Annotated in this window: 28 protein-coding genes and 1 pseudogene; 23 read left to right on the top strand and 6 right to left on the bottom strand. The window is 73.3% G+C overall.

Annotated features, from left to right (window positions below):
• Positions 1–44: 44 nt before the first annotated feature.
• Positions 45–215, bottom strand: a complete 171-nt coding sequence (locus tag FGF04_RS40170) for a hypothetical protein (RefSeq protein ID WP_188114183.1) — start codon at positions 213–215, stop codon at positions 45–47.
• A 223-nt stretch (positions 216–438) separates the two neighbouring features.
• Between FGF04_RS40170 and FGF04_RS22895 the strand changes: the two genes are divergently transcribed.
• The 4 genes from FGF04_RS22895 to FGF04_RS22880 all read left to right on the top strand — a co-directional run bounded on the left by FGF04_RS22895 (position 439) and on the right by FGF04_RS22880 (position 4,342).
• Positions 439–1,719 carry an NYN domain-containing protein gene (locus FGF04_RS22895; protein ID WP_149513163.1) on the top strand — a complete coding sequence of 427 codons (1,281 nt, stop codon included), beginning with the start codon at positions 439–441 and terminating at the stop codon, positions 1,717–1,719.
• Positions 1,720–1,789: 70 nt separating this feature from the next.
• On the top strand, positions 1,790–2,770 hold the full coding sequence (locus FGF04_RS22890; protein WP_149513785.1) for an ABC transporter ATP-binding protein: 981 nt from the start codon (positions 1,790–1,792) through the stop codon (positions 2,768–2,770).
• A 71-nt stretch (positions 2,771–2,841) separates the two neighbouring features.
• Entirely contained in the window at positions 2,842–3,684 is an 843-nt protein-coding gene (locus tag FGF04_RS22885) for an ABC transporter permease (RefSeq protein ID WP_235882442.1), read from the top strand.
• Positions 3,685–3,718: 34 nt separating this feature from the next.
• Positions 3,719–4,342, top strand: a complete 624-nt coding sequence (locus tag FGF04_RS22880) for a DUF2567 domain-containing protein (protein ID WP_149513161.1) — start codon at positions 3,719–3,721, stop codon at positions 4,340–4,342.
• Between the two features lie 217 nt (positions 4,343–4,559).
• On the opposite strand, the gene ybaK is transcribed toward FGF04_RS22880, so the two are convergent.
• From ybaK to FGF04_RS22860, 4 genes and pseudogenes are all read right to left on the bottom strand, one after another.
• Positions 4,560–5,060, bottom strand: coding sequence for a Cys-tRNA(Pro) deacylase (ybaK, locus tag FGF04_RS22875; protein ID WP_149513160.1), 501 nt, complete (start codon positions 5,058–5,060; stop codon positions 4,560–4,562).
• 67 nt (positions 5,061–5,127) lie between these two features.
• A complete protein-coding gene (locus FGF04_RS22870; RefSeq protein WP_149513159.1) occupies positions 5,128–5,868 on the bottom strand; it encodes an LON peptidase substrate-binding domain-containing protein in 741 nt (246 codons plus the stop codon).
• A gap of 11 nt (positions 5,869–5,879) precedes the next feature.
• Positions 5,880–6,948 (bottom strand): annotated as a pseudogene (locus FGF04_RS22865) (hypothetical protein).
• 137 nt (positions 6,949–7,085) lie between these two features.
• Positions 7,086–8,663 carry an oxidoreductase gene (locus tag FGF04_RS22860; protein WP_149513158.1) on the bottom strand — a complete coding sequence of 526 codons (1,578 nt, stop codon included), beginning with the start codon at positions 8,661–8,663 and terminating at the stop codon, positions 7,086–7,088.
• Between the two features lie 212 nt (positions 8,664–8,875).
• Between FGF04_RS22860 and hisD the strand changes: the two genes are divergently transcribed.
• Genes hisD through hisF form a run of 8 tightly spaced genes read left to right on the top strand, consistent with a single transcriptional unit; the run spans position 8,876 to position 14,715 of the window.
• Positions 8,876–10,198, top strand: a complete 1,323-nt coding sequence (gene hisD, locus FGF04_RS22855) for a histidinol dehydrogenase (RefSeq protein WP_149513157.1) — start codon at positions 8,876–8,878, stop codon at positions 10,196–10,198.
• Between the two features lie 11 nt (positions 10,199–10,209).
• Positions 10,210–11,418 carry a histidinol-phosphate transaminase gene (locus tag FGF04_RS22850; protein WP_149513784.1) on the top strand — a complete coding sequence of 403 codons (1,209 nt, stop codon included), beginning with the start codon at positions 10,210–10,212 and terminating at the stop codon, positions 11,416–11,418.
• A complete protein-coding gene (hisB, locus tag FGF04_RS22845) occupies positions 11,415–12,008 on the top strand; it encodes an imidazoleglycerol-phosphate dehydratase HisB (RefSeq protein WP_149513156.1) in 594 nt (197 codons plus the stop codon). The genes FGF04_RS22850 and hisB overlap by 4 nt, the downstream gene beginning before the upstream one ends.
• Positions 12,009–12,012: 4 nt before the next feature.
• Positions 12,013–12,177 (top strand): hypothetical protein, encoded by a 165-nt coding sequence (locus FGF04_RS40165; protein ID WP_055612126.1) that lies wholly within the window; start codon positions 12,013–12,015, stop codon positions 12,175–12,177.
• Positions 12,168–12,827 carry an imidazole glycerol phosphate synthase subunit HisH gene (gene hisH, locus FGF04_RS22840; protein WP_149513155.1) on the top strand — a complete coding sequence of 220 codons (660 nt, stop codon included), beginning with the start codon at positions 12,168–12,170 and terminating at the stop codon, positions 12,825–12,827. Before FGF04_RS40165 ends, hisH begins: the two co-directional genes overlap by 10 nt.
• Positions 12,828–12,830: 3 nt before the next feature.
• The gene (priA, locus tag FGF04_RS22835; protein ID WP_149513154.1) at positions 12,831–13,556 is read left to right on the top strand and encodes a bifunctional 1-(5-phosphoribosyl)-5-((5-phosphoribosylamino)methylideneamino)imidazole-4-carboxamide isomerase/phosphoribosylanthranilate isomerase PriA; all 726 of its coding nucleotides are present in this window, start codon (positions 12,831–12,833) and stop codon (positions 13,554–13,556) included.
• Positions 13,553–13,963, top strand: a complete 411-nt coding sequence (locus tag FGF04_RS22830; RefSeq protein WP_149513153.1) for a RidA family protein — start codon at positions 13,553–13,555, stop codon at positions 13,961–13,963. The genes priA and FGF04_RS22830 overlap by 4 nt, the downstream gene beginning before the upstream one ends.
• Positions 13,960–14,715, top strand: a complete 756-nt coding sequence (gene hisF, locus FGF04_RS22825; protein ID WP_149513152.1) for an imidazole glycerol phosphate synthase subunit HisF — start codon at positions 13,960–13,962, stop codon at positions 14,713–14,715. The genes FGF04_RS22830 and hisF overlap by 4 nt, the downstream gene beginning before the upstream one ends.
• Positions 14,716–14,784: 69 nt before the next feature.
• Here hisF and FGF04_RS22820 read toward each other — a convergent pair whose 3' ends face one another.
• The gene (locus FGF04_RS22820; RefSeq protein WP_149513151.1) at positions 14,785–15,420 is read right to left on the bottom strand and encodes a TIGR03085 family metal-binding protein; all 636 of its coding nucleotides are present in this window, start codon (positions 15,418–15,420) and stop codon (positions 14,785–14,787) included.
• A 142-nt stretch (positions 15,421–15,562) separates the two neighbouring features.
• Between FGF04_RS22820 and hisI the strand changes: the two genes are divergently transcribed.
• The 11 genes from hisI to lgt all read left to right on the top strand — a co-directional run bounded on the left by hisI (position 15,563) and on the right by lgt (position 24,707).
• The gene (gene hisI / locus FGF04_RS22815) at positions 15,563–15,991 is read left to right on the top strand and encodes a phosphoribosyl-AMP cyclohydrolase (protein ID WP_149513150.1); all 429 of its coding nucleotides are present in this window, start codon (positions 15,563–15,565) and stop codon (positions 15,989–15,991) included.
• An 11-nt stretch (positions 15,992–16,002) separates the two neighbouring features.
• Positions 16,003–17,493, top strand: a complete 1,491-nt coding sequence (locus tag FGF04_RS22810) for an anthranilate synthase component I (protein WP_149513149.1) — start codon at positions 16,003–16,005, stop codon at positions 17,491–17,493.
• A gap of 114 nt (positions 17,494–17,607) precedes the next feature.
• Positions 17,608–18,252: a TIGR02234 family membrane protein gene (locus FGF04_RS22805; RefSeq protein WP_149513148.1), complete on the top strand. Its 645-nt coding sequence runs from the start codon at positions 17,608–17,610 to the stop codon at positions 18,250–18,252.
• Positions 18,253–18,455: 203 nt separating this feature from the next.
• A complete protein-coding gene (locus tag FGF04_RS22800) occupies positions 18,456–18,692 on the top strand; it encodes an HGxxPAAW family protein (protein WP_149513147.1) in 237 nt (78 codons plus the stop codon).
• Positions 18,693–18,780: 88 nt separating this feature from the next.
• On the top strand, positions 18,781–19,224 hold the full coding sequence (locus FGF04_RS22795) for a DUF2752 domain-containing protein (protein WP_149513146.1): 444 nt from the start codon (positions 18,781–18,783) through the stop codon (positions 19,222–19,224).
• A gap of 179 nt (positions 19,225–19,403) precedes the next feature.
• Entirely contained in the window at positions 19,404–20,213 is an 810-nt protein-coding gene (trpC, locus tag FGF04_RS22790; RefSeq protein ID WP_149513145.1) for an indole-3-glycerol phosphate synthase TrpC, read from the top strand.
• A gap of 8 nt (positions 20,214–20,221) precedes the next feature.
• A complete protein-coding gene (gene trpM, locus FGF04_RS41870; RefSeq protein WP_149513144.1) occupies positions 20,222–20,419 on the top strand; it encodes a tryptophan biosynthesis modulator TrpM in 198 nt (65 codons plus the stop codon).
• 166 nt (positions 20,420–20,585) lie between these two features.
• The gene (gene trpB, locus FGF04_RS22780) at positions 20,586–21,872 is read left to right on the top strand and encodes a tryptophan synthase subunit beta (protein WP_149513143.1); all 1,287 of its coding nucleotides are present in this window, start codon (positions 20,586–20,588) and stop codon (positions 21,870–21,872) included.
• A complete protein-coding gene (gene trpA / locus FGF04_RS22775) occupies positions 21,869–22,687 on the top strand; it encodes a tryptophan synthase subunit alpha (RefSeq protein ID WP_149513142.1) in 819 nt (272 codons plus the stop codon). Before trpB ends, trpA begins: the two co-directional genes overlap by 4 nt.
• A 122-nt stretch (positions 22,688–22,809) precedes the next feature.
• Positions 22,810–23,583 (top strand): DsbA family protein, encoded by a 774-nt coding sequence (locus FGF04_RS22770; protein ID WP_188114182.1) that lies wholly within the window; start codon positions 22,810–22,812, stop codon positions 23,581–23,583.
• An 86-nt stretch (positions 23,584–23,669) separates the two neighbouring features.
• Positions 23,670–24,707 carry a prolipoprotein diacylglyceryl transferase gene (gene lgt / locus FGF04_RS22765; RefSeq protein WP_149513140.1) on the top strand — a complete coding sequence of 346 codons (1,038 nt, stop codon included), beginning with the start codon at positions 23,670–23,672 and terminating at the stop codon, positions 24,705–24,707.
• Positions 24,708–24,835: the final 128 nt, after the last annotated feature.

The raw sequence follows: 24,835 nt of genomic DNA, 5'->3' as shown, positions 1-24,835 counted from the left end.
GCCCCTCGGCGTGTGTCCGGGCCGGAAGGGCCCGCGCGCCCGGCTCAGTTGTGGCCGAAACGCTTCTGGTGCTTACGGGCCACATCGGCCGGGCTGCCCTGGATCTGCGACACCGGCGACTGCTGCGCCGGCGCGGAGGACTGCTCCTGCGCGCGCTCGGACTGCGCCGAGCGGTCCTGTTCGTCGCCCTGCTTGCGGTTCCTGTTCTTGGCCATGGTGCTGCCTCCTGAGGGAGATTCGGGGGCCGAAGACGGGACCAGACTCACATAGGCTGAGGTTCGGCGCATTTCGGAGAATTACCGTGCGTAATAAGGAGTGTGGGCGAGCCGGCCGTCCGATCCGCCACGCCGAAGATCGAGTTCCGGCCGTTAACCTCCGCGCGGTCGGGCAGACTCGAAGCAAGCCCGAAGCAAACCTCCCGGAAAGAGGGTGGATCGCGTGGACCGCTGCATCGTCCTGGTGGACGCCGGTTACCTGCTCGGGGCCGCTGCCAGTCTCCTCGCCGGGGAACCCTCGCGATCCCGGATCACCGTCGACCACGCCGCCCTGATCCAGGGGCTGCGCGAACGCGCCGAGTCCGAGACGGAACGGCCCCTGCTGCGCATCTACTGGTTCGACGGGGCCCCCGACCGCGTACCGCAGCCGGAGCACCGCAGACTGCGGGTGATGCCCAGGGTCACGGTCCGCCTCGGCGCGCTGACCCGCAGCGACGGGCGGTGGGCGCAGAAGGGCGTGGACGCCGCGATGCACGCCGAGCTCACGGAGCTGGCCCGCAACCGCGCCTGCTCCGACGTCGTGCTCGTCACCGGGGACGGGGACCTGCTGCCCGGCATGATGGCGGCCAAGGAGCACGGGGTCGCCGTGCACCTGTGGGCCGTGCAGGCCGCGGACGGGGACTACAACCAGTCCGAGGACCTGGTCGCCGAGGCCGACGAGCGGCGGGTGCTCGACCGGATCTGGATCACCCGGGCCGTCCGGGCCAAGGAGCTGGGCGGGGTCTGCGCGCCGCCGCCGGTGCCGCGGCCCGAGATCGCCGCGATCCTCTCCGCGCCGCTGCCCGAGTCCGCGCTCGGCGCCGCGCTGGGCTCCCCGCTGGGCCCGGACGGCGAGCAGGCCGTGGCGGAGGAGGACCAGCACGCGCAGGCGGAGACCGGCGGGAACGGCACGCCGGMGCGGGCGGCGGCCGCCGGCCGGGGCGTTCCGACGCCGAAGGACCTGGCCGCGCTGCGGGCGCCCGGTGCGGCCGGGGCGCCCGGGGCGTCCGGCGGGCAGGCGGTCCAGCAGCCCGCGAACGCGACGCTGCGCTGGTCGTCCGACAAGGGGTGGATCGACCGGGACCGGCCCGGGAGCGCCGCCGAGACCCCGGAGGAGGCGATGCTGCCGACGCTCGCGCAGCTCACCTCGGCGGAGCAGCGGTGGGCCGACCGGGAGGAGGACATCACCACGGTGGGCGGTGACCCGTTCGAGGTCGGGCAGGTGTTCGCGCGGCGGTGGATGGAGCGGCTGTCCGACCGGACGCAGCTGCCGAAGCTGTCCACGATGTATCCGCGGGTGCCGCACCGGATCGACGGGGAGCTGTTGCGGTACGCGGCGCGGTTCGGGCTGCTCGCGCACAAGGACGATCAGATCGACGAGCACGACCGGTATGCGATCCGGGCGGGGTTCTGGCGGGAGATCGATGCGCGGAATGCGACGGAGCGGGTGCCTGCCGGCGAGTGAGCGGGTGGGTGGAGCGGGGTTGGCGAGTACGCGCGCACAGGTGGGCCGGGACGGGCAGGGCGGGGATGTCGTGTGCGCCGTGCGGGATCTCACGAAGACCTACCCGGCGGTGCGCGGACGGCGCAACGCACCCGGTACGCCCGAGGTGCGGGCCACCGACGGGGTCCGGATCGACATCCGGCGCGGTGAGATCTTCGGGCTGCTCGGACCGAACGGCGCCGGCAAGACCACCCTCGTACGCCAGCTGACCGGACTGATGCGCCCCGACCGCGGCAGCGTCGAGATCCTCGGGCACGACATCGTGCGCCACCCCGAGCGCGCGGCGCGCATCCTCGCGTACCTCGGGCAGGAGTCCACCGCGCTCGACGAGCTGACCGTGTCGCTCGCCGCGGAGACCACCGGACGGCTGCGCGGCCTCGACGCGCGCACCGCCCGCGCCGAGCGGGACGCGGTCCTGGAGGAGCTGGGACTCACCGCCCTCGCCGCGCGGCCCCTGAAGAAACTCTCCGGCGGCCAGCGCCGGCTCGCCTGCTTCGCCACCGCCCTCGTCGGCGAGCGGCCCTTCCTCGTCCTCGACGAGCCGACCACCGGTATGGACCCCGTCGCCCGCCGGGCCGTCTGGGGCGCCGTCGACCGGCGCCGCGCCGAGCACGCCACCACGGTCCTGCTGGTCACCCACAACGTCATCGAGGCCGAGACCGTGCTCGACCGGGTCGCCGTCCTCGACCGGGGCCGGGTCATCGCCTGCGACACCCCCGCCGGGCTGAAGGAGCAGGTCGCCGGCGAGGTGCGCCTCGAACTGGTCTGGCGCGAGCGCGCCCCGCTCGACGTGCCCGAGGTCGCGGCCCTGCGCGACCGCGCCGTAGAGTCGGGCCGTCGCTGGTCGCTGCGGCTCTCCCCGGAGGAGGCCCGCGCGGCCGTCGCGGCGGTCACCGGCGGCGCCGCCTTCGCGGCCCTGGACGACTTCACGCTCGCCACGCCGAGCCTGGAGGACGTGTATCTGGCACTGGGCGGCAGCGCCGGAAGCGTACGGGGGCTGGTCAAGGCATGAGCATGCGGGCCTCCGCAGCCGTACGGAACAGGTACAAGGACGACAGCCGAAGCGAACAGGAGCCGCTCGACGTGAGTGTCGTACCCGCCGAGGTCGTGCCCGGCGCAGCCCGCGCGGACGGGAGCCGGAGCGTGCAGACCGAGGCCGGTGCCCGTGCCGTGGCCGACCTCGGGCCGCGCGCCCGGCTGTGGCCCGCGCTGGGCGCCGTCTACCGGGCGCAGCTCTCCCGCGCCAGGGTGGCGCGCATCCCCCTGTTGTTCGTGGCGACCTTCCAGTCCGTCGGGATCATGGTCCTGATGCGCGGGGTCGTCGACGGCGGCGGTGAGGCGCGGGCCGTGGTGGCCGGCTCCTCGGTCCTCGTGGTGGCGTTCGTCGCGCTCAACCTGCTCGCCCAGTACTTCGGCCAGCTGCGCGCCAGCGGCGGCCTCGACCACTACGCGACGCTGCCCGTGCCGCCCGCCGCGGTGGTGCTGGGCGCGGCCGCCGCGTACGCCTCCTTCACCGTGCCCGGCACGCTGGTGACCGCCGTCGTGGGCAGCGTGCTCTTCCAGCTGCCGCTGACGCACCTGTGGATCCTCGTCGCCGTCATCCCGCTCGCGGGCGCCGCGCTCGCCGGCCTCGGGGCGGCCCTCGGACTGCTCGCCCCCCGCCCGGAACTGGCGACGCTGCTCGGCCAGTTGGGCATGTCGGCCGCGCTGCTGCTCGGCGTGCTGCCGCCGGACCGGCTGCCCACGGTCGTCCAGTGGGCCCGCGACCTGCTGCCCTCCACGTACGGGGTCGAGGCCCTCGGGCTGACCTTCGGCCCGGACCCGGACTGGGGGGTCGTCCTGCTCGACCTCGCCGTGTGCGCGGGCGTCGGCGTCGCCTCGCTGGCCGTCGCGACCTGGGCCTACCGCCGGGCGGCCGTCCGGTGACGCGCCCGGCGCACGGGCCTGGCACGATGGCGGTGTGACCGCACCGCTGAATCCGCCTCCGCAGCCGAACCACCAGCCGCCGCACGACGCCTGGCAGGCGCCGCCCGCCGGGTACGGGGTCGTTCACGAGAAGGACGGTCCCGGGACGAGGACGGAGCTGCGCGAGGCGGCGGTCGTCACGGTCGCCCTGACGGTCGCCGGGCTGCTGCTGGGTGTCCTGTGGTGGTGGCTGGCGCCGCACGTGCCGCTGGTGTCGGACAGTTCGGCGGTCTACCTCAAGGACACCGAGGGGGAGCAGGCCATCGGTGTGGACGGCACGTTCACCCTGCTGGCGCTCGCCTTCGGCCTGGTCAGCGCGGTGGTCGTGTTCCTCCTGCGGCGCCGGGGCGGTATCGCGCTGATCGTCGCGCTCACCGTCGGCGGCATCCTCGGCTCCCTGGTCGCCTGGCGGCTCGGCATCTGGCTCGGCCCCACCCAGGACGTGGTCGGGCACGCCAAGGAGGTCGGCAAGGGCGTCACGTTCGACGCCCCGCTGGAGCTCGGTGCCAAGGGCGCGATGCTCGCCTGGTCGATCGCGGCCCTCCTGGTCCACCTGGGCCTGACGGCCCTCTTCGCCCCGAGGGACCCGGACCCGTACCAGTCTCCCTACCAGCCCTGAAGGGGCGGCCGCCCCAAAGGGGCGCGGGGAACTGCGCGGCCAGCCACAACACACCCGCGGACGACTGACTGCCCCAAGGGCCCCACAGACCGGGCGGAGCCCTACGCGGGCCGCCGCCCATGATTGGCCCGCCCCTTACGCACCCGCCACTTCCGTTTGCGCGTCTTCTTCGACATGTCCTCGGTACTTAACCGAGAACCCCGCCCCCGTCGAGAGGTCACGCACGCCCGACCGGCGCCACCACCGCATCCGTGAGGCGCGCCAGGTCGCCCGGGGCCAGCTCGACCTCAAGACCCCGCCGCCCGGCGGAGACGCAGATGGTCGCGTGCCCGTCCGCGGACGCGTCCAGCACCGTACGCAGCCGCTTGCGCTGCCCGAGCGGCGAGATGCCCCCGCGGACGTACCCGGTGGTGCGCTCCGCGGCGGCCGGGTCGGCCATCGCGGCCCGCTTGCCGCCCACGGCCGTCGCCAGCGCCTTCAGGTCGAGGGAGCCCGCCACGGGGACGACGGCGACCGTCAGGTCCCCGTCGACGTCCGCGACCAGGGTCTTGAAGACCCGGTCCGGGGACACCCCCATCGCCTCGGCCGCCTCCTCGCCGTACGAGGGGTGCGCCGGATCGTGCTCGTAGGCGTGCACCGTGAACGCGACGCCCGCGGCGGTGAGCGCCACGGTGGCCGGTGTCCCGCCCGGCTGCTGCTTCTTCGACTTCTTCGCCAAGGGTCCTTCTCCGCCAGGAGGCCCCTCCGCACCGGGGGGAGGGGGAGGCCTGTGTCAGGGGCTCGTCTCAGTTGAGGCTCGTCGGTCCGCGGGTCAGTTCCGACGCGGGCAGGGACGGCAGGTTGCGGATGATCGCCGTCTCCGCCCGCAGCAGCGTCAGCTCCTCGCGCAGCCTGGACGCCGTGTCCGGTGCCTGCAGCAGCCGCTGCTTCGCCGGGACGTCGAGCATCGCGGCGGCCGCGACCAGGTACGAGACGACGGCCGGCTCGTCCGGGAGGTCGGCCCCGGTCGACAGGGACCGCTCCCGCGCCCCCGCCAGCCGCTTCTGGTACTGGCGGAAGGCCCGCAGCACCCCTTCGGCCAGCGCCCCGGCCTCCTCGCCGGGGTCCTCGGGCAGCTCTTCGAGCTCGGCCGTCAGATAGGGCCCGGAGGCGTCCACGGAGACCAGCCGCACCCGGATCGTCCCGGTGGCCAGCGCCTCGAAGCTGCCGTCGGCACGCTCCCGCACGGTCGCGGCGTCGGCGATGCACCCCACCGCGTGGAAGGCCTTCAGTGGGTCGTCGCCGAAGCCCGCCGCGGGCCCGCGCTGCGGCACGGCCGTCTGGTCCGGCATGCCGGGCGAGGTGGCGGCGACCTCGTGGCCGTCGCGGATGGCGACGACGGCGAACCGGCGCGGTTCGTCCTCGGGGGTCTTCAGCAGATCGCGCATCATCGCGCGGTAGCGCTCCTCGAAGATGTTCAGGGGCAGCACGAGCCCGGGGAACAGCACCGAGTTCAGCGGGAAGAGGGGGAGCCGGACGGTGGTCACGACGCGGAATTCTAATGGTCGTCCGGGCCGGGACGGCCGTCGTGCTCACTCCGTGGATACGGGACGTCGCCGTTGCGTGGTGCCGTACGGGTTCTCAGGGGCCGGTCCGAGGCCACCTGGAGCCTGATCCCGTCGCGCAGTTCGAGGAACTGGCCCAGCGGATCGTCGGAGACGTGGTCCCAGGGGAAGGAGGTGGCGTACGGGCCGATGCGGCGCAGCTGTTCCAGCGCGTCCTCCCACCGGCCGAGCCGCACCAGCACGTAGGTGAGCAGGTTGCGGACCTCCGCGGGCCACGGGTCGGCGTCCGCGTACCGGGCGGAGAGGGCGACGGCCAGGTCGGCCGCCGCGTCGAGGCGGCGGCGGTGCACGGCGCTCCCGCCGCCCCCGGTGAGGAAGGCGAAGGCCGCCCGCACGGGCAGCGCCTGGACCAGGGAGTCGGGCAGGGCGTCCTGCGCGGCCCGCTCGGCGAAGTCGAAGCACTCGCCGTGCGAGCCGTACCACGCCGCGGAGAGGTACTGCAGGGCGGCCACGTGGCAGCCGTAGTGGTGCGGGGAGCGCCGGACGGCCTGCGCCCACAGCTGCTCGAACTCGGCGTGCGGCGCGTTCGTGCCCCGGGCGTGGTCCAGCGCGATCCGCCAGGGCACCGGGTCGCGGGGGGGCGCCCTCGGCGGCGGCGGAGATCAACGGCGCGACCTGCCCCAGCAGTTCGGCGCGGGCGGGGGAGCGCCAGGCGCGGCACACCGCCAGTTCGGCCCTGACCACGGCCGCGTCCGGGTCCTGCGGGTCGTCGGAGCGCCACGCGTCGAACCACCCGGCGCGGGAGAGGGCGAAGGCGGCGAGCCGGGTCGTGTACCGGTCCCGGTTCTCCCACTCGGCGGCTTCGCGGGTGGCGGCGAGCAGGGTGGCGACGGCGCCGTACTCGCCGCGGCCCGCCGCGACGAGGGCCGGGCCGAGCCGTTCGTCGGGGGCGTCGAGGAGGACATGGTCGTCGTCGGGCAGGCCGGCGGCGAGGCTCGCGGTGTTCCTCGCCATCCGGACCGTACGGAGGAGCGCTCGCAGCAGTGCCATGGTGTCGTCCATTGAAATCCGCAGGTGGGACGGGTGCCAGAGGCTGCGCGATGACGCTTTCGTAACCGTGTTCCGGTTGCTTCGGGACCGGTCAAGGAAGGGTAAAAGGTGACCGCCTCTCAGACGGCGGACGGCAGGCGGCGGGCGGTTCAGCCCCGGCGCAGCAGCCGGGTCGCGCCCGCCGTCACGGCCGTCACGAGGATCCAGCCCAGCATGATCACCACCGTGGACAGCCACTGCCAGCCGCCCCGCAGCTGCCAGAAGCCGGCCTGCCCGAGGTCGATGACCGGCAGCAGCAGGTCCAGGGCGAACAGCGAGGGGTTCCACGGCGGGTGCTCGCCCGTCTTGAGCGGCGGATGGTCGGCGTGCGCGAAGGCGACCGAGGCCGCCGCCCACAGCAGGGCCATCCACACGGCGGCCCGGCCCGGCCGGTACCCGTAGCCGACCGTCCAGTCCTGCACGTGTCCCCAGAGCTTGGCCGCGAGCGGCTGGTTCTCCCGTCTGTGGCGGTGTTTGGCGAGCAGCACCGCGCGCGCCTCCTCGTCCTCGCCGCTGTTGCGCAGCACCGCGGCCAGCCGCTCGTACGGCTCGGGGCTGTACTCGGGGGTGGCCGCGGCCACCCACTCCAGGCGGGCGGCCGGGGGGAACGGGCCGCGCGGCACCAGGTACTCGTACTGGAAGCCGGCCATCTGCAGCTGGCCCGCGCCCGGCCAACTGGCCGCCCGGTCGATCAGGGTGACCACCCGCGCGCCGTTCAGCACGATCCGCCCGCGCTGCGGACGGCGGCCGAGGAACCGCAGCTCGGACACCTGGACGCGGCGCAGCGAGACCTCCTGGTCGTCGCGCAGGACGAAGCCGGCCTGTTCGAGGTCGAGCGCGTCCCCGAACCGGCCGTCGTCCAGCCGGATCGAGCCCTCGCACTCGAACCGCTGCACACGGGTGCCGTGCGCCGGGGTGCGGCCGCTGGTCAGCACGGGATTGCTGAGGGCCGCCGGCGTCAGGTACAGGGTGCGCTCGACGGTCATCTGCGGCGCGTTCAGCGCGCGCCCGTAGGGGTTGCTCAGCCGGCTGCCGCGCAGGCTGAGCGAGACGCCCACCTTCGCGCCGCGCAGGCTCAGCTCGCCGTACGACTCCAGCAGTTCGGCCTGCAGGTCCTGCCCCACGGTCAGCCCGTCGCCGGAGAGGGAGTTGCCGCGCCGGTCCCGGTAGAGGACCGACTGGTTGAGCAGCAGGTCGGTGCCGATGTGCGCGTCGGTGAGGCGGACGCCGCCGTGGAAGCGGCAGCGCGGCAGGTGCAGGTCGCCCTCCGTGTGCAGCCGGGCCGCCTCCAGCCGGGGTATCGCGCAGTCCACCAGGCGGACCGTCGCGCACCGGGCCTCCGGCAGCAGGATCTCCTTCTCGAAGCGGCAGCCCTTCATCTCCAGGTACGGCTCTACGGCGCCGCCCGCCAGGTCGAGCACGTCGGCGATCTGCACCCCGGTCAGCTTCAGGGAGGCCACGCGGCCGTCCAGCGCAGGCGGCCCGTCCAGCAGCAGCCAGCACACGATCCGGGCCCGCACCGTGCGCTCCGGGCCCCACGGCCGGTCGCCGTGCGGATCGTCGACGGCGGCGTCCCCGGACCGCAGGTCGTACACGCTGCCGTTGCGGAACGCCTGCCACATGCCGGCCTCGGCGGCGCTCAGCTCGTCGGGCAGTTCACCGGCGCGGAGGCCGGTCCCATCGGTCACGGCTTCCTCCCCCTCCTCTGCTACTCGTGGGTCGGATGCAGCCGTTCAGGTGATGCCCGCTGCGCGACCGGCTGAAAACTCAGAGTGACGAAGGTTGCTCTGCGTGACCGTCAAGGGTGAAATCGAGCCATGGCCCGACCGGTCGGCACGGTGCGTATCAACGATTGATACGGCCGTCCGGCGCCCGGCGGCCGTCTGAGAGAATTGGTCGTGTGATCTCCCGAATCGATCTGCGCGGCGACGCCCTCCCCGAGGGCCCCGCCCTGCGCGACCTGCTGCCCCGAGCCGACTTCGACGTCTCGGCCGCCCTGGAGAAGGTGCGGCCGATCTGCGAGGCCGTGCACCATCGGGGCGACGCGGCGCTGATCGACTACGCGGAGCGCTTCGACGGCGTGCGCCTGGAGTCCGTACGGGTTCCGGCCCAGGCCCTCACGGACGCGCTCGACCAGCTGGACGGAGCCGTCCGCGCGGCCCTGGAGGAGTCGATCCGCCGGGCCCGCACCGTCCACCGCGAGCAGCGCCGCACCCCGCACACCACCCAGGTGGTCCCCGGCGGCACGGTCACCGAGAAGTGGGTGCCCGTGGACCGCGTGGGCCTGTACGCGCCCGGCGGCCGGTCGGTCTACCCCTCGTCCGTGATCATGAACGTGGTCCCGGCCCAGGAGGCCGGTGTCGAGTCGATCGCGCTCGCCTCGCCCGCCCAGGCCGACTTCGGCGGCCTGCCGCACCCGACGATCCTCGCCGCCTGCGCGCTGCTCGGCGTCGACGAGGTGTACGCGGCCGGCGGCGCGACCGCCGTGGCGATGTTCGCGTACGGCACCGAGTCCTGCCCGCCCGCCACCATGGTCACCGGCCCCGGCAACATCTGGGTCGCCGCCGCCAAGCGCTACTTCGCCGGCCGGATCGGCATCGACGCCGAGGCCGGCCCGACCGAGATCGCGATCCTCGCCGACGACACCGCCGACCCGGTGCACGTCGCCTCCGACCTGATCAGCCAGGCCGAGCACGACCCGCTCGCGGCGGCCGTCCTGGTCACCGACTCGGTCGCGCTGGCCGACGCGGTCGCCAAGGAGCTGGAGCCGCAGGTCGCCGCCACCAAGCACGTCGAGGACCGGATCGTCCCCGCGCTGAACGGCAGGCAGTCCGCGATCGTGCTGGTCGACGGCGTGGAGGAGGGCCTGCGGGTCGTCGACGCGTACGGCGCCGAGCACCTGGAGATCCAGACGGCCGACGCGCGCGCGGTGGCCGACCGGGTCAGGAACGCCGGCGCGGTCTTCGTCGGCCCCTGGGCGCCCGTGTCGCTGGGCGACTACGCGGCCGGCTCCAACCACGTGCTGCCGACCGGCGGCTGCGCCTGCCACTCCTCGGGCCTGTCGGTCCAGTCCTTCCTGCGCGGCATCCACCTCGTCGACTACACCCGCGACGCCCTCGCCGACGTCGCCCACCACGTGGTGACCCTCGCCGAGGCGGAGGACCTGCCCGCGCACGGGGCCGCGGTCAAGGCCCGCTTCGGCTGGAAGGTGCCCGGCCAGTGAGCTCCTCCGGCATGCCCCCGGGCACCCCCTCCGGCGCCTCCTTCGGGATCGACGACCTCCCCGTGCGCGACGAGCTGCGCGGGAAGTCCCCGTACGGCGCGCCGCAGCTCGACGTCCCCGTACGGCTCAACACCAACGAGAACCCGTACCCGCTGCCCGAGCCGCTCGTCGAGCGCATCGCGGAGCGGGTGCGCGAGGCGGCCCGCCGCCTCAACCGCTACCCCGACCGGGACGCGGTGGAGCTGCGCTCCGAGCTGGCCGCCTACCTGACGAAGACCGGCGGGCACGTGGTCGGCGTCGAGAACGTCTGGGCCGCCAACGGCTCCAACGAGGTCATCCAGCAGCTGCTGCAGACCTTCGCCGGACCCGGCCGCACCGCCATCGGCTTCGAGCCCTCGTACTCGATGCACGCGCTGATCGCGCGCGGCACCGGCACGGGCTGGATCTCCGGGCCGCGCGAGGCGGACTTCACGATCGACCGCGCCGCCGCCGTCGCGGCGGTCACCGAGCACGCCCCCCACGTCGTGTTCGTCACCACCCCCAACAACCCCACGGGCAACGCCGTCCCCGCCGGGACCGTCCTCGCCCTGTACGAGGCGGCGCAGGCCGCCAGGGCCGCGACGGGCGGCGCGATGGTCGTCGTCGACGAGGCCTACGTCGAGTTCAGTCACGGACAGTCACTGCTGCCGCTGCTCGAAGGTCGGCCGAATCTCGTCGTCTCGCGCACCATGTCGAAGGCGTTCGGCGCCGCCGGGCTGCGCCTGGGCTACCTCGCCGCGCACCCCGCGGTCGTGGACGCCGTCCAGCTCGTACGCCTGCCGTACCACCTGTCGGCCGTCACCCAGGCGACCGCGCTGGCCGCCCTGGAACACACCGACACGCTGCTCGGTTACGTCGAACAGCTGAAGACCGAGCGTGACCGCCTGGTCGGCGAGCTGCGCGCCCTGGGCTTCGAGGTGACCGAGTCCGACGCCAACTTCGTCCAGTTCGGCCGGTTCGACGGCGCGCAGGGCTCGCACGAGGCCTGGCGGCGCATCCTCGACCGGGGCGTCCTCGTCCGGGACAACGGCGTCCCCGGCTGGCTGCGGGTCACCGCCGGCACCCCCGCCGAGAACGACGCCTTCCTCGACGCGGTCCGTGAGCTGCCGCGCGACGTGCCGCGAGAATCGCCGACAACCGTGGGGGCCACCCCCGCACCCCCGAAGGAGCAGAACACATGAGCCGCGTAGGCCGTGTCGAACGGAACACCAAGGAGACCTCCGTCGTCGTCGAGATAGACCTCGACGGCAGCGGAAAGGTCGATGTGTCGACAGGCGTCGGCTTCTACGACCACATGCTCGACCAGCTCGGCCGGCACGGTCTGTTCGACCTGACCGTGAAGACCGAGGGCGACCTGCACATCGACTCGCACCACACCATCGAGGACACCGCCCTCGCGCTCGGCGCCGCCTTCAAGCAGGCGCTCGGCGACAAGGTCGGTATCTACCGCTTCGGCAACTGCACCGTCCCGCTGGACGAGTCGCTCGCCCAGGTGACCGTCGACCTCTCCGGGCGCCCCTACCTCGTGCACAACGAGCCCGAGAAGATGGCGCCGATGATCGGCGAGTACGACACGACGATGACCCGGCACATCCTGGAGTCCTTCGTCGCCCAGGCGCAGATCGCCCTGCACGTGCACGTGCCGTACGGGCGCAACGCCCACCACATCGTGGAGTGCCAGTTCAAGGCGCTCGCGCGGGCCCTGCGGTACGCCTCCGAGCGTGACCCGCGCGCGGCGGGCATCCTCCCCTCCACGAAGGGCGCGCTGTAACCCCATGAGCGGCCTGTCCACCGTACTGATCGTCGTCGGGCTCTTCCTGCTCGGCGGGGTCTACTCCTTCGTCAAGCAACAGATGCCCAAGAGCCTGATCGTCCTGCTGTCGATCGGCGCGGCGATGTGCCTCGTGGCGGGTGTCCTGAGGCTGGAGGTGTGGAATTGAGTACTTCTTCCGCTGCTTCGAAGCGCGTCGTGGTCTTCGACTACGGCTTCGGCAACGTCCGGTCCGCCGAGCGCGCCCTGGCGCGCACCGGCGCCGACGTCGAGATCACCCGTGACTTCGACAAGGCCATGAACGCCGACGGACTGCTGGTGCCGGGCGTCGGTGCCTTCGCCGCCTGCATGAAGGGCCTGCGCGACGCGCGCGGCGACTGGATCGTCGGCCGCCGCCTCGCCGGCGGCCGCCCGGTCATGGGCATCTGCGTCGGCATGCAGATCCTCTTCGAGCGCGGCATCGAGCACGGCGTCGAGACCGAGGGCCTCGACGAGTGGCCCGGCTCGGTCGAGCCGCTGCAGGCCGACGTCGTGCCCCACATGGGCTGGAACACCGTCGAGGCCCCGGCCGGCTCGGAGCTCTTCGCCGGCCTCGACGACGACGCGCGCTTCTACTTCGTGCACTCCTACGCCGTCCACGACTGGTCCCTGGAGACCGCGAACCCGGCGCTGCGCGCACCGCTCGTCACCTGGTCCACGCACGGCAAGCCCTTCGTGGCGGCCGTCGAGAACGGCGCCCTGTGGGCCACCCAGTTCCACCCCGAGAAGTCCGGCGACGCCGGAGCCCAGCTGCTCACCAACTGGATCGGAACCCTGTAGACCATGGCCAAGCTCGAACTCCTCCCCGCCGTCGACGTCCGCGACGGCCAGGCCGTCCGGCTCGTGCACGGCGAGTCCGGCACGGAGACGTCCTACGGTTCCCCGCTGGAGGCGGCCCTCGCCTGGCAGCGGTCGGGCGCCGAGTGGCTGCACCTGGTGGACCTGGACGCCGCGTTCGGCACGGGCGACAACCGCGCGCTGATCGCCGAGGTGGCCGGCGCCATGGACATCAAGGTGGAGCTGTCCGGCGGCATCCGCGACGACGACACGCTCGCCGCGGCCCTCGCCACCGGCTGCACCCGCGTCAACCTCGGCACCGCGGCCCTGGAGACCCCCGAGTGGGTCGCCGAGGTCATCGCCGAGCACGGCGACAAGATCGCGGTCGGCCTCGACGTCCGCGGCACCACCCTGCGCGGCCGCGGCTGGACCCGCGACGGCGGCGACCTCTACGAGACGCTGGAGCGCCTGAACAAGGAGGGCTGCGCGCGCTACGTCGTCACCGACATCGCCAAGGACGGCACCCTCCAGGGCCCCAACCTGGAGCTCCTGAGGAACGTCTGCGCGGCGACCGACCGGCCCGTGGTGGCCTCCGGCGGGGTGTCCTCGCTGGACGACCTGCGCGCCATCGCCGAGCTCGTCCCCCTCGGCGTCGAGGGCTCGATCGTCGGCAAGGCGCTGTACGCCGAGGCGTTCACGCTGGAAGAGGCGCTCGCGGCGGTGTCCGCATGAGCGCCGTGCGACGCGTCACGACCGGCGCCCCCTGGGAGGACGCCTTCGGCTACTCCCGCGCGGTGGAGCTGCCCAACGGCCTGGTGCTGGTCTCCGGCTGCACCTCCGTGGTGGACGGCGAGATCGCCCAGGGCGACCCGTACGAGCAGGCCGTCAACTCCTTCGGCGTGGCCCTGTCGGCCCTGGAGCAGCTGGGCCTGGGCCGCGAGCACGTCGTGCGCACCCGGATGTACCTCACGCACGCCCGGGACGTGGAGGACGTCGGCCGCGCCCACAAGGAGTTCTTCGACGCGGTCCGGCCCGCCTCGTCCCTGGTCATCGTCTCCGGCTTCGTGGACCCCGGCCTGGTCGTCGAGGTCGAGGTCGAGGCGTACCGGGAGCCGCAGCCTGAGGCACCCGCGTCATGACCCTCGCCGTACGCGTCATCCCCTGCCTGGACGTCGACAACGGCCGGGTCGTCAAGGGCGTCAACTTCCAGAACCTGCGCGACGCGGGCGACCCCGTCGAGATGGCCAAGGTGTACGACGCCGAGGGCGCCGACGAGCTGACGTTCCTGGACATCACCGCCTCCTCCGGGAACCGGGAGACCACCTACGACGTGGTGCGCCGCACCGCCGAGCAGGTGTTCATCCCGCTCACCGTGGGCGGCGGCGTGCGCACCGGCGAGGACGTCGACAAGCTGCTGCGGGCCGGCGCCGACAAGGTCGGCGTGAACACCGCCGCCATCGCGCGCCCCGACCTGATCCGCGAGATCGCGGAGCGCTTCGGGCGCCAGGTGCTGGTCCTGTCGGTGGACGCCCGCCGCACGGACGCCGGGACCTTCGAGGTCACCACCCACGGCGGCCGCAAGGGCACCGGCATCGACGCCGTCGAGTGGGCGCACCGGGCCGCCGAGCTGGGCGCGGGCGAGATCCTGCTCAACTCGATGGACGCCGACGGCACCAAGGACGGCTACGACCTGGAGATGATCCGGGCCGTGCGCAAGCACGTCACGGTGCCGGTCATCGCCTCCGGCGGTGCGGGCAGCCTCGCCGACTTCCCGCCGGCGGTCACCGCGGGCGCGGACGCGGTCCTGGCCGCCTCGGTCTTCCACTTCGGCGACCTGCGCATCGGCCAGGTGAAACAGGAACTGCGCAGGGCGGGCCACCCCGTACGGTGACCTGCCCTTCCGGCTGACGCCGTACCGGCCGCCCGTGCCCCTCCGGGGGCGGGCGGCCCCGGGCCGGGTCTACAGGCCCAGCTGCTTCGTTTCCTGGATCCTGGCGATCGCGTCCTTGTCGCCCTCCAGCTCCACGTCCGCCACGTTCTGCCGGCCGTGGGCGAAGAGGACCAGTTCGGAGGGCTCGCCCGTCACCGTCACCACGGGGGTGCCCCGGTGGGCGACGGCCGTCTGGCCGTCCGGGCGGCGCAGGACCAGGCCGGTCGGCGCGCCGCGGCCCATCAGCCGGGCCAGCCGTTCCAGCCGGGACCACAGGGCGTCCTGGAACACCGGGTCGAGCACCCGGGGCACCCAGTCCGGCCGGGCGCGGCGCACGTCCTCCGTGTGGACGTAGAACTCGATCGTGTTCGACGCCTCGGCCACCTGCTTGAGCGAGAACGGCGAGTAGCGCGGCGGCCCGGTACGGATGAGCTGGATCAGCTCCTCGTACGGTTTCGACGCGAACTCCGCCGTCACCCGGTCCAGGCGCGACGCGAGCTGCTTGACGAGGAGCCCGCCCGCCGCGTCCGGGCGGCGCTCGCGGACCACGACGTGGGCGGCGAGGTCACGGGTGTTCCAGCCCTCGCACAGGGTGGGGGCGTCCGGTCCCTCAGCCTCCAACAGATCGGCGAGGAGAAGTCGTTCACGCTTGGCATGGGTCGACATGCCTGCCAGCCTACGACCGTCCCCGCGGTCCGCCCACTTCTCCCGGCCACCGTTCTCCCGTTCCCCGGCCGATGCCCGCCGCGCCCTCTCAGCCGGTGGACGCCGTCCGGGCGGGGCCGTCCGGCGCGGCACAATGGGCGGCATGACCAGCACGCCCACACCCGGCAGGCCCAGCGGCCTGGACCCCGAGATCGCGGCACGCCTGCGGCGCAGCGCCGACGGCCTCGTCCCCGCCATCGCCCAGCAGTACGACACCGGTGAGGTGCTGATGCTCGGCTGGATGGACGACGAGGCGCTGCACCGCACCCTGACGACCGGCCGGTGCACCTACTGGTCGCGCAGCCGTCAGGAGTACTGGGTCAAGGGCGACACCTCCGGGCACTTCCAGTGGGTCAAGTCGGTCGCGCTCGACTGCGACGCCGACACCGTGCTCGTCCAGGTCGACCAGGTCGGCGCCGCCTGCCACACCGGCGACCGCACCTGCTTCGACGCCGACGTGCTCCTCAAGGACGCCGGGGACACCGGAGACGCCGGGGGCGCCGGTTCCGGCGTACCGGCCGTGGATCAGTAAGGTCAGCGGCCATGGACCTCGACACCTTCCGCAAGCTGGCCACCGACCGGCGCGTCATCCCCGTCGGCCGCAAGCTCCTCGTGGACGGCGACACGCCCGTCGCGCTCTACCGCAAGCTCGCCGCCGAACGCCCCGGCACCTTCCTCCTGGAGTCGGCGGAGAACGGGCGCACCTGGTCCCGCTACTCCTTCGTGGGCGTCCGCTCCGCCGCCACCCTCACCGAGCGCGACGGCCGGGCGCACTGGCAGGGCACCCCGCCCGTCGGGGTCCCCACCGACGGCGACCCCCTCGCCGCCCTGCGCGCCACCATCGAGACCCTGCACACGCCGCGCGACCTGGCCGAGGACCAGGCGCTGCCCCCGTTCACCGGCGGCATGGTCGGCTACCTCGGCTACGACATCGTGCGCCGCCTGGAGAAGATCGGCCCCGGCGAGCGCGACGACCTGAAGCTGCCCGAGCTCACCATGCTGCTCACCAGCGACCTCGCCGTCCTGGACCACTGGGACGGCTCGGTCCTGCTGATCGCCAACGCGATCAACCACAACGACCTCGACACGGGCGTCGACGAGGCCTACCACGATGCCGTGGCCCGCCTCGACGCGATGGAGGCCGACCTCTCGCGCCCCGTCCCGCAGCCCCCGGCCACCCTCCCGCCGTCCGAGCTGCCCGAGTACACCGCGCTGTGGGGCGGCCCCGACTACCAGGCCGCCGTCGAGGACGTCAAGGAACGCATCCGGGCCGGCGAGGCCTTCCAGGTCGTCCCCTCCCAGCGCTTCGAGACACCGTGCACGGCGAGCGCGCTGGACGTGTACCGGGTCCTGCGGGCCACCAACCCGTCCCCGTACATGTACCTCTTCCGCTTCGACGGCTTCGACGTCGTGGGCTCCTCCCCGGAGGCCCTGGTCAAGGTCGAGGACGGACAGGCGATGGTCCACCCCATCGCGGGCACCCGGCCGCGCGGCGCCACCGTCCAGGAGGACCAGGCGCTCGCCGACGAGCTGATCGGCGACCCCAAGGAGCGCGCCGAGCACCTGATGCTCGTCGACCTGGGACGCAACGACCTGGGACGGGTCTGCGAGCCCGGCTCCGTGGAGGTCGTCGACTTCATGTCCATCGAGCGCTACTCGCACGTGATGCACATCGTCTCCACGGTCACCGGCCGGGTCGCGGCCGGGCGCACGGCCTTCGACGTGCTCACCGCCTGCTTCCCCGCGGGCACCCTCTCCGGCGCCCCCAAGCCCCGCGCGATGCAGATCATCGACGAACTGGAACCCTCGCGGCGCGGCCTGTACGGCGGCTGCGTCGGCTACCTCGACTTCGCGGGCGACTCCGACACCGCCATCGCCATCCGCACGGCCCTGCTGCGCGACGGCACGGCCTACGTCCAGGCGGGCGCCGGGGTCGTCGCCGACTCGGACCCCGTCGCCGAGGACACCGAGTGCCGCAACAAGGCGGCCGCGGTGCTCCGGGCGGTCCACTCGGCCAACCGGCTCTCCCGGTAGGGACGGACCTCCCGCGGGGGTACGCGAATTAGGGGGCGAGACCCGGACATACGCACCCGGTGCGACGTGGCTCACGTCTCCCCGGGTGACGGTTCACCCCGGGTTCAGGCGATAGTGGAGTACGTGACTGCTGTACCGCACCCCCGATCCGATACCCCCGGACCCGCCCGGTCCGGCCGCCGGAGCCTCGCCCTCGCCCTGCTCTTCGGTGCGCTGGGCGCGGCCGTCGTGCTGCTCGCCACCCGGCGCGGCTGGTCGGACGGCACCGCGACGGTGGCCGGCGGCGAGTTCCCGCTGAGCGCGGCGGGCAGTGACGTCACGGGCGTCCCCGCCGCGCTGGCCATAGTGGGGCTCGCCTCGCTCGTCGCCGTCTTCGCCGTCAAACGGGCCGGGCGCCTCCTCGTCGCCGCACTCCTCGCGCTCTCCGGCGCGGGCACGGTCGCGTCGGCGCTCCTCGGCCTCTCCGACAGCTCCGCGCTCGACGAGCAGGCCGCGGCGGCGACCGGCGACACGGCGGCGACCGTGGACACGATGACGCACACCGGCTGGCCGTACGTGGCCGCGGCGGGGGGTCTGCTGCTGCTTCTGGCGGGGCTGCTCGCGCTGCGGTACGGGCGGTCGTGGCCGGCCATGTCGGGGCGGTACGAGCGGGACGGGTCGGTCCGGCCTCGGCGGGCCCCCCGGGCTGCGGCCGATCCGGAGCGGCCGGAGGAGATCTGGAAGGCGCTGGACCGGGGCGAGGATCCCACCAGCGCGTGAGCGTTCCACTTGGCCGCGGATTGTGGGTGCGGCTCAGTGGGGGCTGGTCGCGCAGTTCCCCGCGCCCCTTAAAGGCAACAGATTGCGCCGTTCCCCGCGCCCCTTAAGAGGGGCTGCTACCCCCGGGCTCAGGGCGTGTCTGCCGGTGCGGGACAATGGGGTGAGCGTTTGGTTCATCTTCTTTCAGCAAATAGGAGCATGTCATGGCGGGCAGCAGCCACGGTCACACCCCGGCCGCCTGGACCGGTGTCATCATCGCCTTCATCGGGTTCTGCGTCTCCGGTGCCTTCATGGTGATGGCCAGCCCCGTGGGCTTCTGGGCCGGCATGGTCATCGTCGCCCTCGGCGGCGTGGTCGGCATGGCCATGCGCGCGGCGGGCCTCGGCCAGCCGAAGGGCACGCACCCCGTCCACGACGTGACGCCGGCCGCCGGGAACTGACCCGCGCCCCGCAGGAGGCGGACCCGGCCGCCGACGGCGCGCCGGACCCGCCTCCCGCCACGTGCGGCGCCCGCCCCGGCGCGGCAGAATGCGACGAGTGAACGCCGAAGCCCACGGGGCGGCACCCCTTCCCGGCTCCCTGCCGCGGCGCCTCGCCGTGCCCGCCGGGGTCCTGGGGGCCGTCGCCGCGTCCTTCGCGTACGTCGCCGCCGTCGACCCGAACGAACCCGGCCACTACCCGGCCTGCCCGCTGTTCCGGTACACGGGCCTGTACTGCCCCGGCTGCGGCGGCCTGCGCAGCGCGTACGCCGTCGCCCACGGTGACCTCGGCGCGGCCCTCGGGGCCAACGCGGTCGCCGTACTGGGCTATCTGGTGTGCGCCGCCCTGTGGACCGTCTGGGTGGTCCGCGCGGCCCGGGGACGGCCGCTGCGCATCGATCCCGGGCCCGCGCTGCGGTGGACGGCGGGCGCGTTGCTGCTGGTCTTCACCGTTGTCCGGAACCTGCCGTTCGGTGGCTGGCTCCACCCTTGATCAACCGGCGGACGTCCAGGTAGTGGGACCGGCGTCAACCGGATGTCAGGCCCGGCCCGTCCTGCGGATACCATCGCAGTGACCCCCGGTCACGCCCGAGCGGCACGACCGGGTCCACCGGAACAGCTCCACCGCAGAACCGCTGCAACCGTTCACCGTCAGGGAAGGGGGCCGCTCGCGTGAGTGTGCTCGACGAGATCATCGACGGAGTCCGTGCCGACCTCGCGGAGCGGCAGGCGCGCGTCAGCCTCGACGAGCTCAAGGAGCGCGCGGCGAAGGCCCGGCCTGCCAAGGACGGTGTCGCGGCCCTGCGCGGCGACGGCGTCAAGGTCATCTGCGAGGTCAAGCGCTCCAGCCCGTCCAAGGGCGCCCTCGCCGCGATCGCCGACCCCGCCGCCCTCGCCGCGGACTACGAGGCGGGCGGCGCGGCCGTCATCTCCGTGCTCACCGAGCAGCGCCGCTTCGGCGGCTCGCTGGCCGACCTGGAGGCCGTCCGGGCCCGGGTCGACATCCCGGTGCTGCGCAAGGACTTCATCGTCACGTCGTACCAGCTGTGGGAGGCCCGCGCGTACGGCGCCGACCTCGCCCTGCTGATCGTGGCCGCCCTCGACCAGCCCGCCCTGGAGTCGCTCGTCGAGCGCGCCGAGTCCATCGGGCTCACGCCGATCGTCGAGGTCCACGACGAGGAGGAGGTCGACCGGGCGGTGGCCGCCGGGGCGAAGGTCATCGGCGTCAACGCGCGCAACCTCAAGGACCTCAAGGTCGACCGCGGCACCTTCGAGCGCGTCGCCCCCGAGATCCCCGCCCACATCGTGAAGATCGCCGAGTCCGGGGTCCGCGGCCCGCACGACCTCATCGCCTACGCCAACGCCGGCGCCGACGCCGTCCTGGTGGGGGAGTCCCTGGTGACCGGCCGCGACCCGAAGACCGCCGTCTCGGACCTGGTCGCCGCCGGCGCGCACCCCGCGCTGCGGCACGGACGGGGCTGACACCCCCGATGCCCGCCGACCGCACCCAGGGCTCCTCGGAGGCCCGCGGACCCTACGCCCGGCTCGCCCGCGGCTGCCGTCCGCGCGGCTGCCGGGCGCCCGCGCGGCGCGTGCACGGGCGGCGGGTGCGGTACGTCATCGGCGACGAGCCGGGGCAGGTGAACGGCATGCGATGGCGTCGGCGCGTGTCACCTGCGGTGAGCTGAGCCGCGCCCGAGCGTTCCGCCGGATGCCCGTTGTATGTCTGCGGGCCGGTGGGGGCTTGTCGCGCCGTTCCCCGCGCCCCTCAAGGGGCGCTGCCGGACCGCAGGTGAGACCTACGTGACCCCCTTCCGACCCATCCCGGGGCCGACGCCCCTGCGAGGTATCCGTATGTCCAGCGAGTTCTTCATTCCCGACCCCGAGGGCCACGTCCCGAACACCGAGGGGTACTTCGGCGCGTTCGGCGGGAAATTCATCCCGGAGGCGCTGGTCGCCGCCGTGGACGAGGTCGCCGTCGAGTACGACAAGGCGAAGTCCGACCCCGAGTTCGGCCGTGAACTGGACGACCTGCTCGTCCACTACACCGGCCGCCCCAGCTCCCTCACCGAGGTCCCGCGCTTTGCCGAGCACGCCGGCGGCGCCCGGGTGTTCCTGAAGCGGGAGGACCTCAACCACACCGGCTCCCACAAGATCAACAACGTGCTGGGGCAGGCCCTGCTGACCCGGCGCATGGGCAAGACCCGCGTCATCGCCGAGACCGGCGCCGGCCAGCACGGCGTCGCCACGGCCACCGCCTGCGCCCTGTTCGGCCTCGACTGCACCATCTACATGGGCGAGATCGACACGCAGCGCCAGGCCCTCAACGTGGCCCGGATGCGGATGCTCGGCGCCGAGGTCGTCGCCGTGAAGTCCGGCAGCCGCACCCTGAAGGACGCCATCAACGAGGCGTTCCGGGACTGGGTCGCCAACGTCGACCGCACGCACTACCTGTTCGGCACGGTCGCGGGCCCGCACCCCTTCCCGGCGATGGTCCGCGACTTCCACCGCGTCATCGGCGTCGAGGCCCGCCGCCAGATCCTGGAGCGCGCGGGTCGCCTGCCCGACGCGGCCGTCGCCTGCGTGGGCGGCGGCTCGAACGCCATCGGCCTCTTCCACGCCTTCATCCCGGACGCGGACGTACGCCTCATCGGCTGCGAGCCCGCCGGGCACGGCGTCGAGACCGGCGAGCACGCGGCCACGCTGACCGCGGGCGAGCCCGGCATCCTGCACGGCTCCCGCTCCTACGTCCTCCAGGACGACGAGGGCCAGATCACCGAGCCGTACTCCATCTCGGCCGGACTGGACTACCCCGGCATCGGCCCCGAGCACGCCTACCTCAAGGACAGCGGCCGCGGCGAGTACCGGGCCGTCACCGACGACGCGGCCATGCAGGCCCTGCGCCTGCTCTCCCGCACCGAGGGCATCATCCCGGCCATCGAGAGCGCCCACGCGCTCGCCGGGGCCCTGGAGGTCGGCAGGGAGCTCGGCCCGGACGGGCTGATCGTCGTCAACCTCTCCGGCCGCGGGGACAAGGACATGGACACGGCCGCCCGCTACTTCGGCCTGTACGACACCGACGCCGTCGTCGAGGCGGACGCCGACGCCGACACCGCCGAGATCGAGGGGGACGCCAAGTGAGCGGCAACGTACAGCTGTTGAGCGACACGCTGGCCGGGGCGAAGGCCGAGGGGCGGTCCGCCCTCGTGGCGTACCTCCCCGCCGGCTTCCCGACCGTCGACGGCGGGATCGCCGCGATCCAGGCGGTCTTCGAGGGCGGCGCGGACGTCGTCGAGGTCGGGCTGCCGCACAGCGACCCCGTCCTGGACGGCCCCGTCATCCAGACCGCCGACGACATCGCCCTGCGCGGCGGCGTCCGGATCGCGGACGTGATGCGCACGGTCCGCGAGGCGTACGCGGCCACCGGCAAACCCGTCCTCGTGATGACCTACTGGAACCCGATCGACCGCTACGGCGTCGAGCGGTTCACCGCCGAGCTGGCCGAGGCGGGCGGCGCCGGCTGCATCCTGCCCGACCTGCCCGTGCAGGAGTCGGGGCTGTGGCGCGAGCACGCCGAGAAGCACGGTCTCGCGACCGTCTTCGTCGTCGCCCCCAGCAGCAAGGACGCCCGGCTCGCCGAGATCACCGCGGCGGGCTCCGGCTTCGTGTACGCGGCCTCGCTGATGGGCGTCACCGGCACCCGCGAGTCCGTGGGCGACCAGGCGCAGGACCTGGTCCGGCGCACCAAGGCCACCACCGACCTGCCGGTCTGCGTCGGCCTCGGCGTCTCGAACGCCGAACAGGCGCGCGAGGTCGCCGGCTTCGCCGACGGCGTCATCGTCGGCTCGGCCTTCGTGAAACTGATGCTGGACGCCCCCGACGAGGCCGCGGGCCTGGACGCCGTGCGCGCCCTCGCCGCGGACCTGGCCGAGGGCGTGCGCGGCGCCCACGCGTAGCGGCGTACGCACGCGGCTGCGGACGTACGCACACAACTGCGGAAGGGACGCTCTGGTCACTCGAACGGGTGGACCTGGGGCCGGGGAGGCGCGGTGCGCCTCCCCGGTTCGTTCTGCGGGATGTGAGCGAGAAGAACCGTGAGGGAAAGCGCACCGCCCGCGAGCGGCTGGCGGAAGAGCGAGACAAGCAGAAGAAGGCGGAGAAGCGCCGCCGGGTCCTGGTGGTGGGCGGGGCGGTCGTCGGCGTGCTGGCCCTGGCCGGGGTGATCGGCGTGGTGGCCGCGAACGCCGGCAAGGACAAGCCGGACACCGCGGGCCCGCTGACGGCCCCCTCGGGGGCCAACGGCGAGGACGGCCTCGCCATCCCCGTCGGCGAGGAGAGCGCGAAGTCGACCCTCGCCGTGTGGGAGGACTTCCGCTGCCCGGCCTGCAAGGGCTTCGAGGACGGGTACCGCTCGACGATTCACGAGCTGACGGACTCCGGACAGCTCAGGGTCGAGTACCACCTCGCGACCCTGATCGACGGGAACATGGGAGGCAGCGGCTCCGTGCACGCGGCCAACGCCGCGGCCTGCGCCCAGGACGCCGGGAAGTTCCCCGAGTACCACGACGTGCTGTTCGAGAACCAGCCCGCCGAGACGGACGACGCGTACGCGAAGAACAGCAGGCTGATCGAGCTGGCAGGCAAGGTCGACGGGCTCGCCACCGGCGCGTTCGAGAAGTGCGTCGAGGACGGCACGCACAACAGCTGGGTCGCCAAGTCCCACGAGGCCTTCCAGAAGGGCGGGTTCAGCGGCACCCCGACGGTCCTGCTGAACGGGAAGAACATCTACCAGGACCGGTCGATGACCCCGGCGAAGCTGAAGCGGATGGTGCAGCAGGCGGACAAGGGCTGAGCGGGCCGGCCGCCGGTCTCGTTATGGACCCGTAGCCCGGGCGGGTTGCCGTACGTGGCGCCCGGCAGGGTAGCGTCGACCCCGCCATGGAACTTGCCTACATCCCCAGTCCTTCGCGCGGTGTGCTGCACCTCGGCCCCATTCCGCTGCGTGGCTACGCGTTCTGCATCATCATCGGTGTCTTCGTGGCCGTCTGGCTCGGCAACAGGCGCTGGATCGCGCGCGGTGGCCGGCCCGGCACCGTGGCGGACGTCGCCGTGTGGGCCGTGCCGTTCGGCCTCGTCGGCGGGCGGCTGTACCACGTCGTCACCGACTACCAGCTGTACTTCAGCGAGGGTCAGGACTGGGTCGACGCCTTCAAGATCTGGGAGGGCGGCCTCGGTATCTGGGGGGCCATCGCGCTCGGCGCGGTGGGCGCCTGGATCGGCTGCCGCCGCCGTGGCATCCCGCTGCCGGCGTGGGCCGACGCCCTCGCCCCCGGCATCGCCCTGGCGCAGGCCATCGGCCGCTGGGGCAACTGGTTCAACCAGGAGCTGTACGGGCGCGAGACGGACCTGCCCTGGGCGCTGCACATCACGTCCGTGACGGACGGCCGGGAGCCCGGCTACTACCACCCGACCTTCCTGTACGAGTCGCTGTGGTGCATCGGTGTCGCGGTCCTGGTCATCTGGGCCGACCGCCGCTTCAGGCTCGGCCACGGGCGGGCCTTCGCGCTGTACGTCGCCGCGTACTGCGTAGGCCGCTTCTGGATCGAGTACATGCGGGTCGACGAGGCCCACCACTTCCTGGGCATGCGCCTGAACAATTGGACCGCGATCGTGGTCTTCCTCCTCGCCGTGCTCTACATCGTGCTGTCGGCGCGGCGCAGGCCGGGCCGCGAGGAGGTCGTCGAGCCGGGCGCCGCGGACGACGACACCGGCAAGGACGGCACCGGCAAGGACGACACCGCGACCGCCGACTCCGACGAGGAGAAGACGGAGACCGGGGACGCCGAGGACGTCAAGGACGTCAAGGACGCCGGGGCGAAGACCGAGGCGGAGGACAAGGCCGGGACGAAGGACGAGGCCGAGGACAAGACTGCGGACAAGACCGGGGCCGAGGCCGAGTCGGCCAAGAAGTCCTGACCCTCGCGCATACGCGGAAGGGGCGCTCCGAGCTCTCGGGGCGCCCCTTCCGCGTGTCTCCACGGACGGGCGGAAGAGGGCATCGTCGCAGGTAAGTACGGCCTTCCTTGCTGGCGGGGACGGAATGG

The sequence above is a fragment of the Streptomyces apricus genome (genome assembly GCF_008369065.1).
Classification (GTDB): domain Bacteria; phylum Actinomycetota; class Actinomycetes; order Streptomycetales; family Streptomycetaceae; genus Streptomyces; species Streptomyces apricus.
The sequence above is the reverse complement of the archived record's forward strand: the minus strand, read 5'-3'. Positions and strand labels throughout refer to the sequence as shown.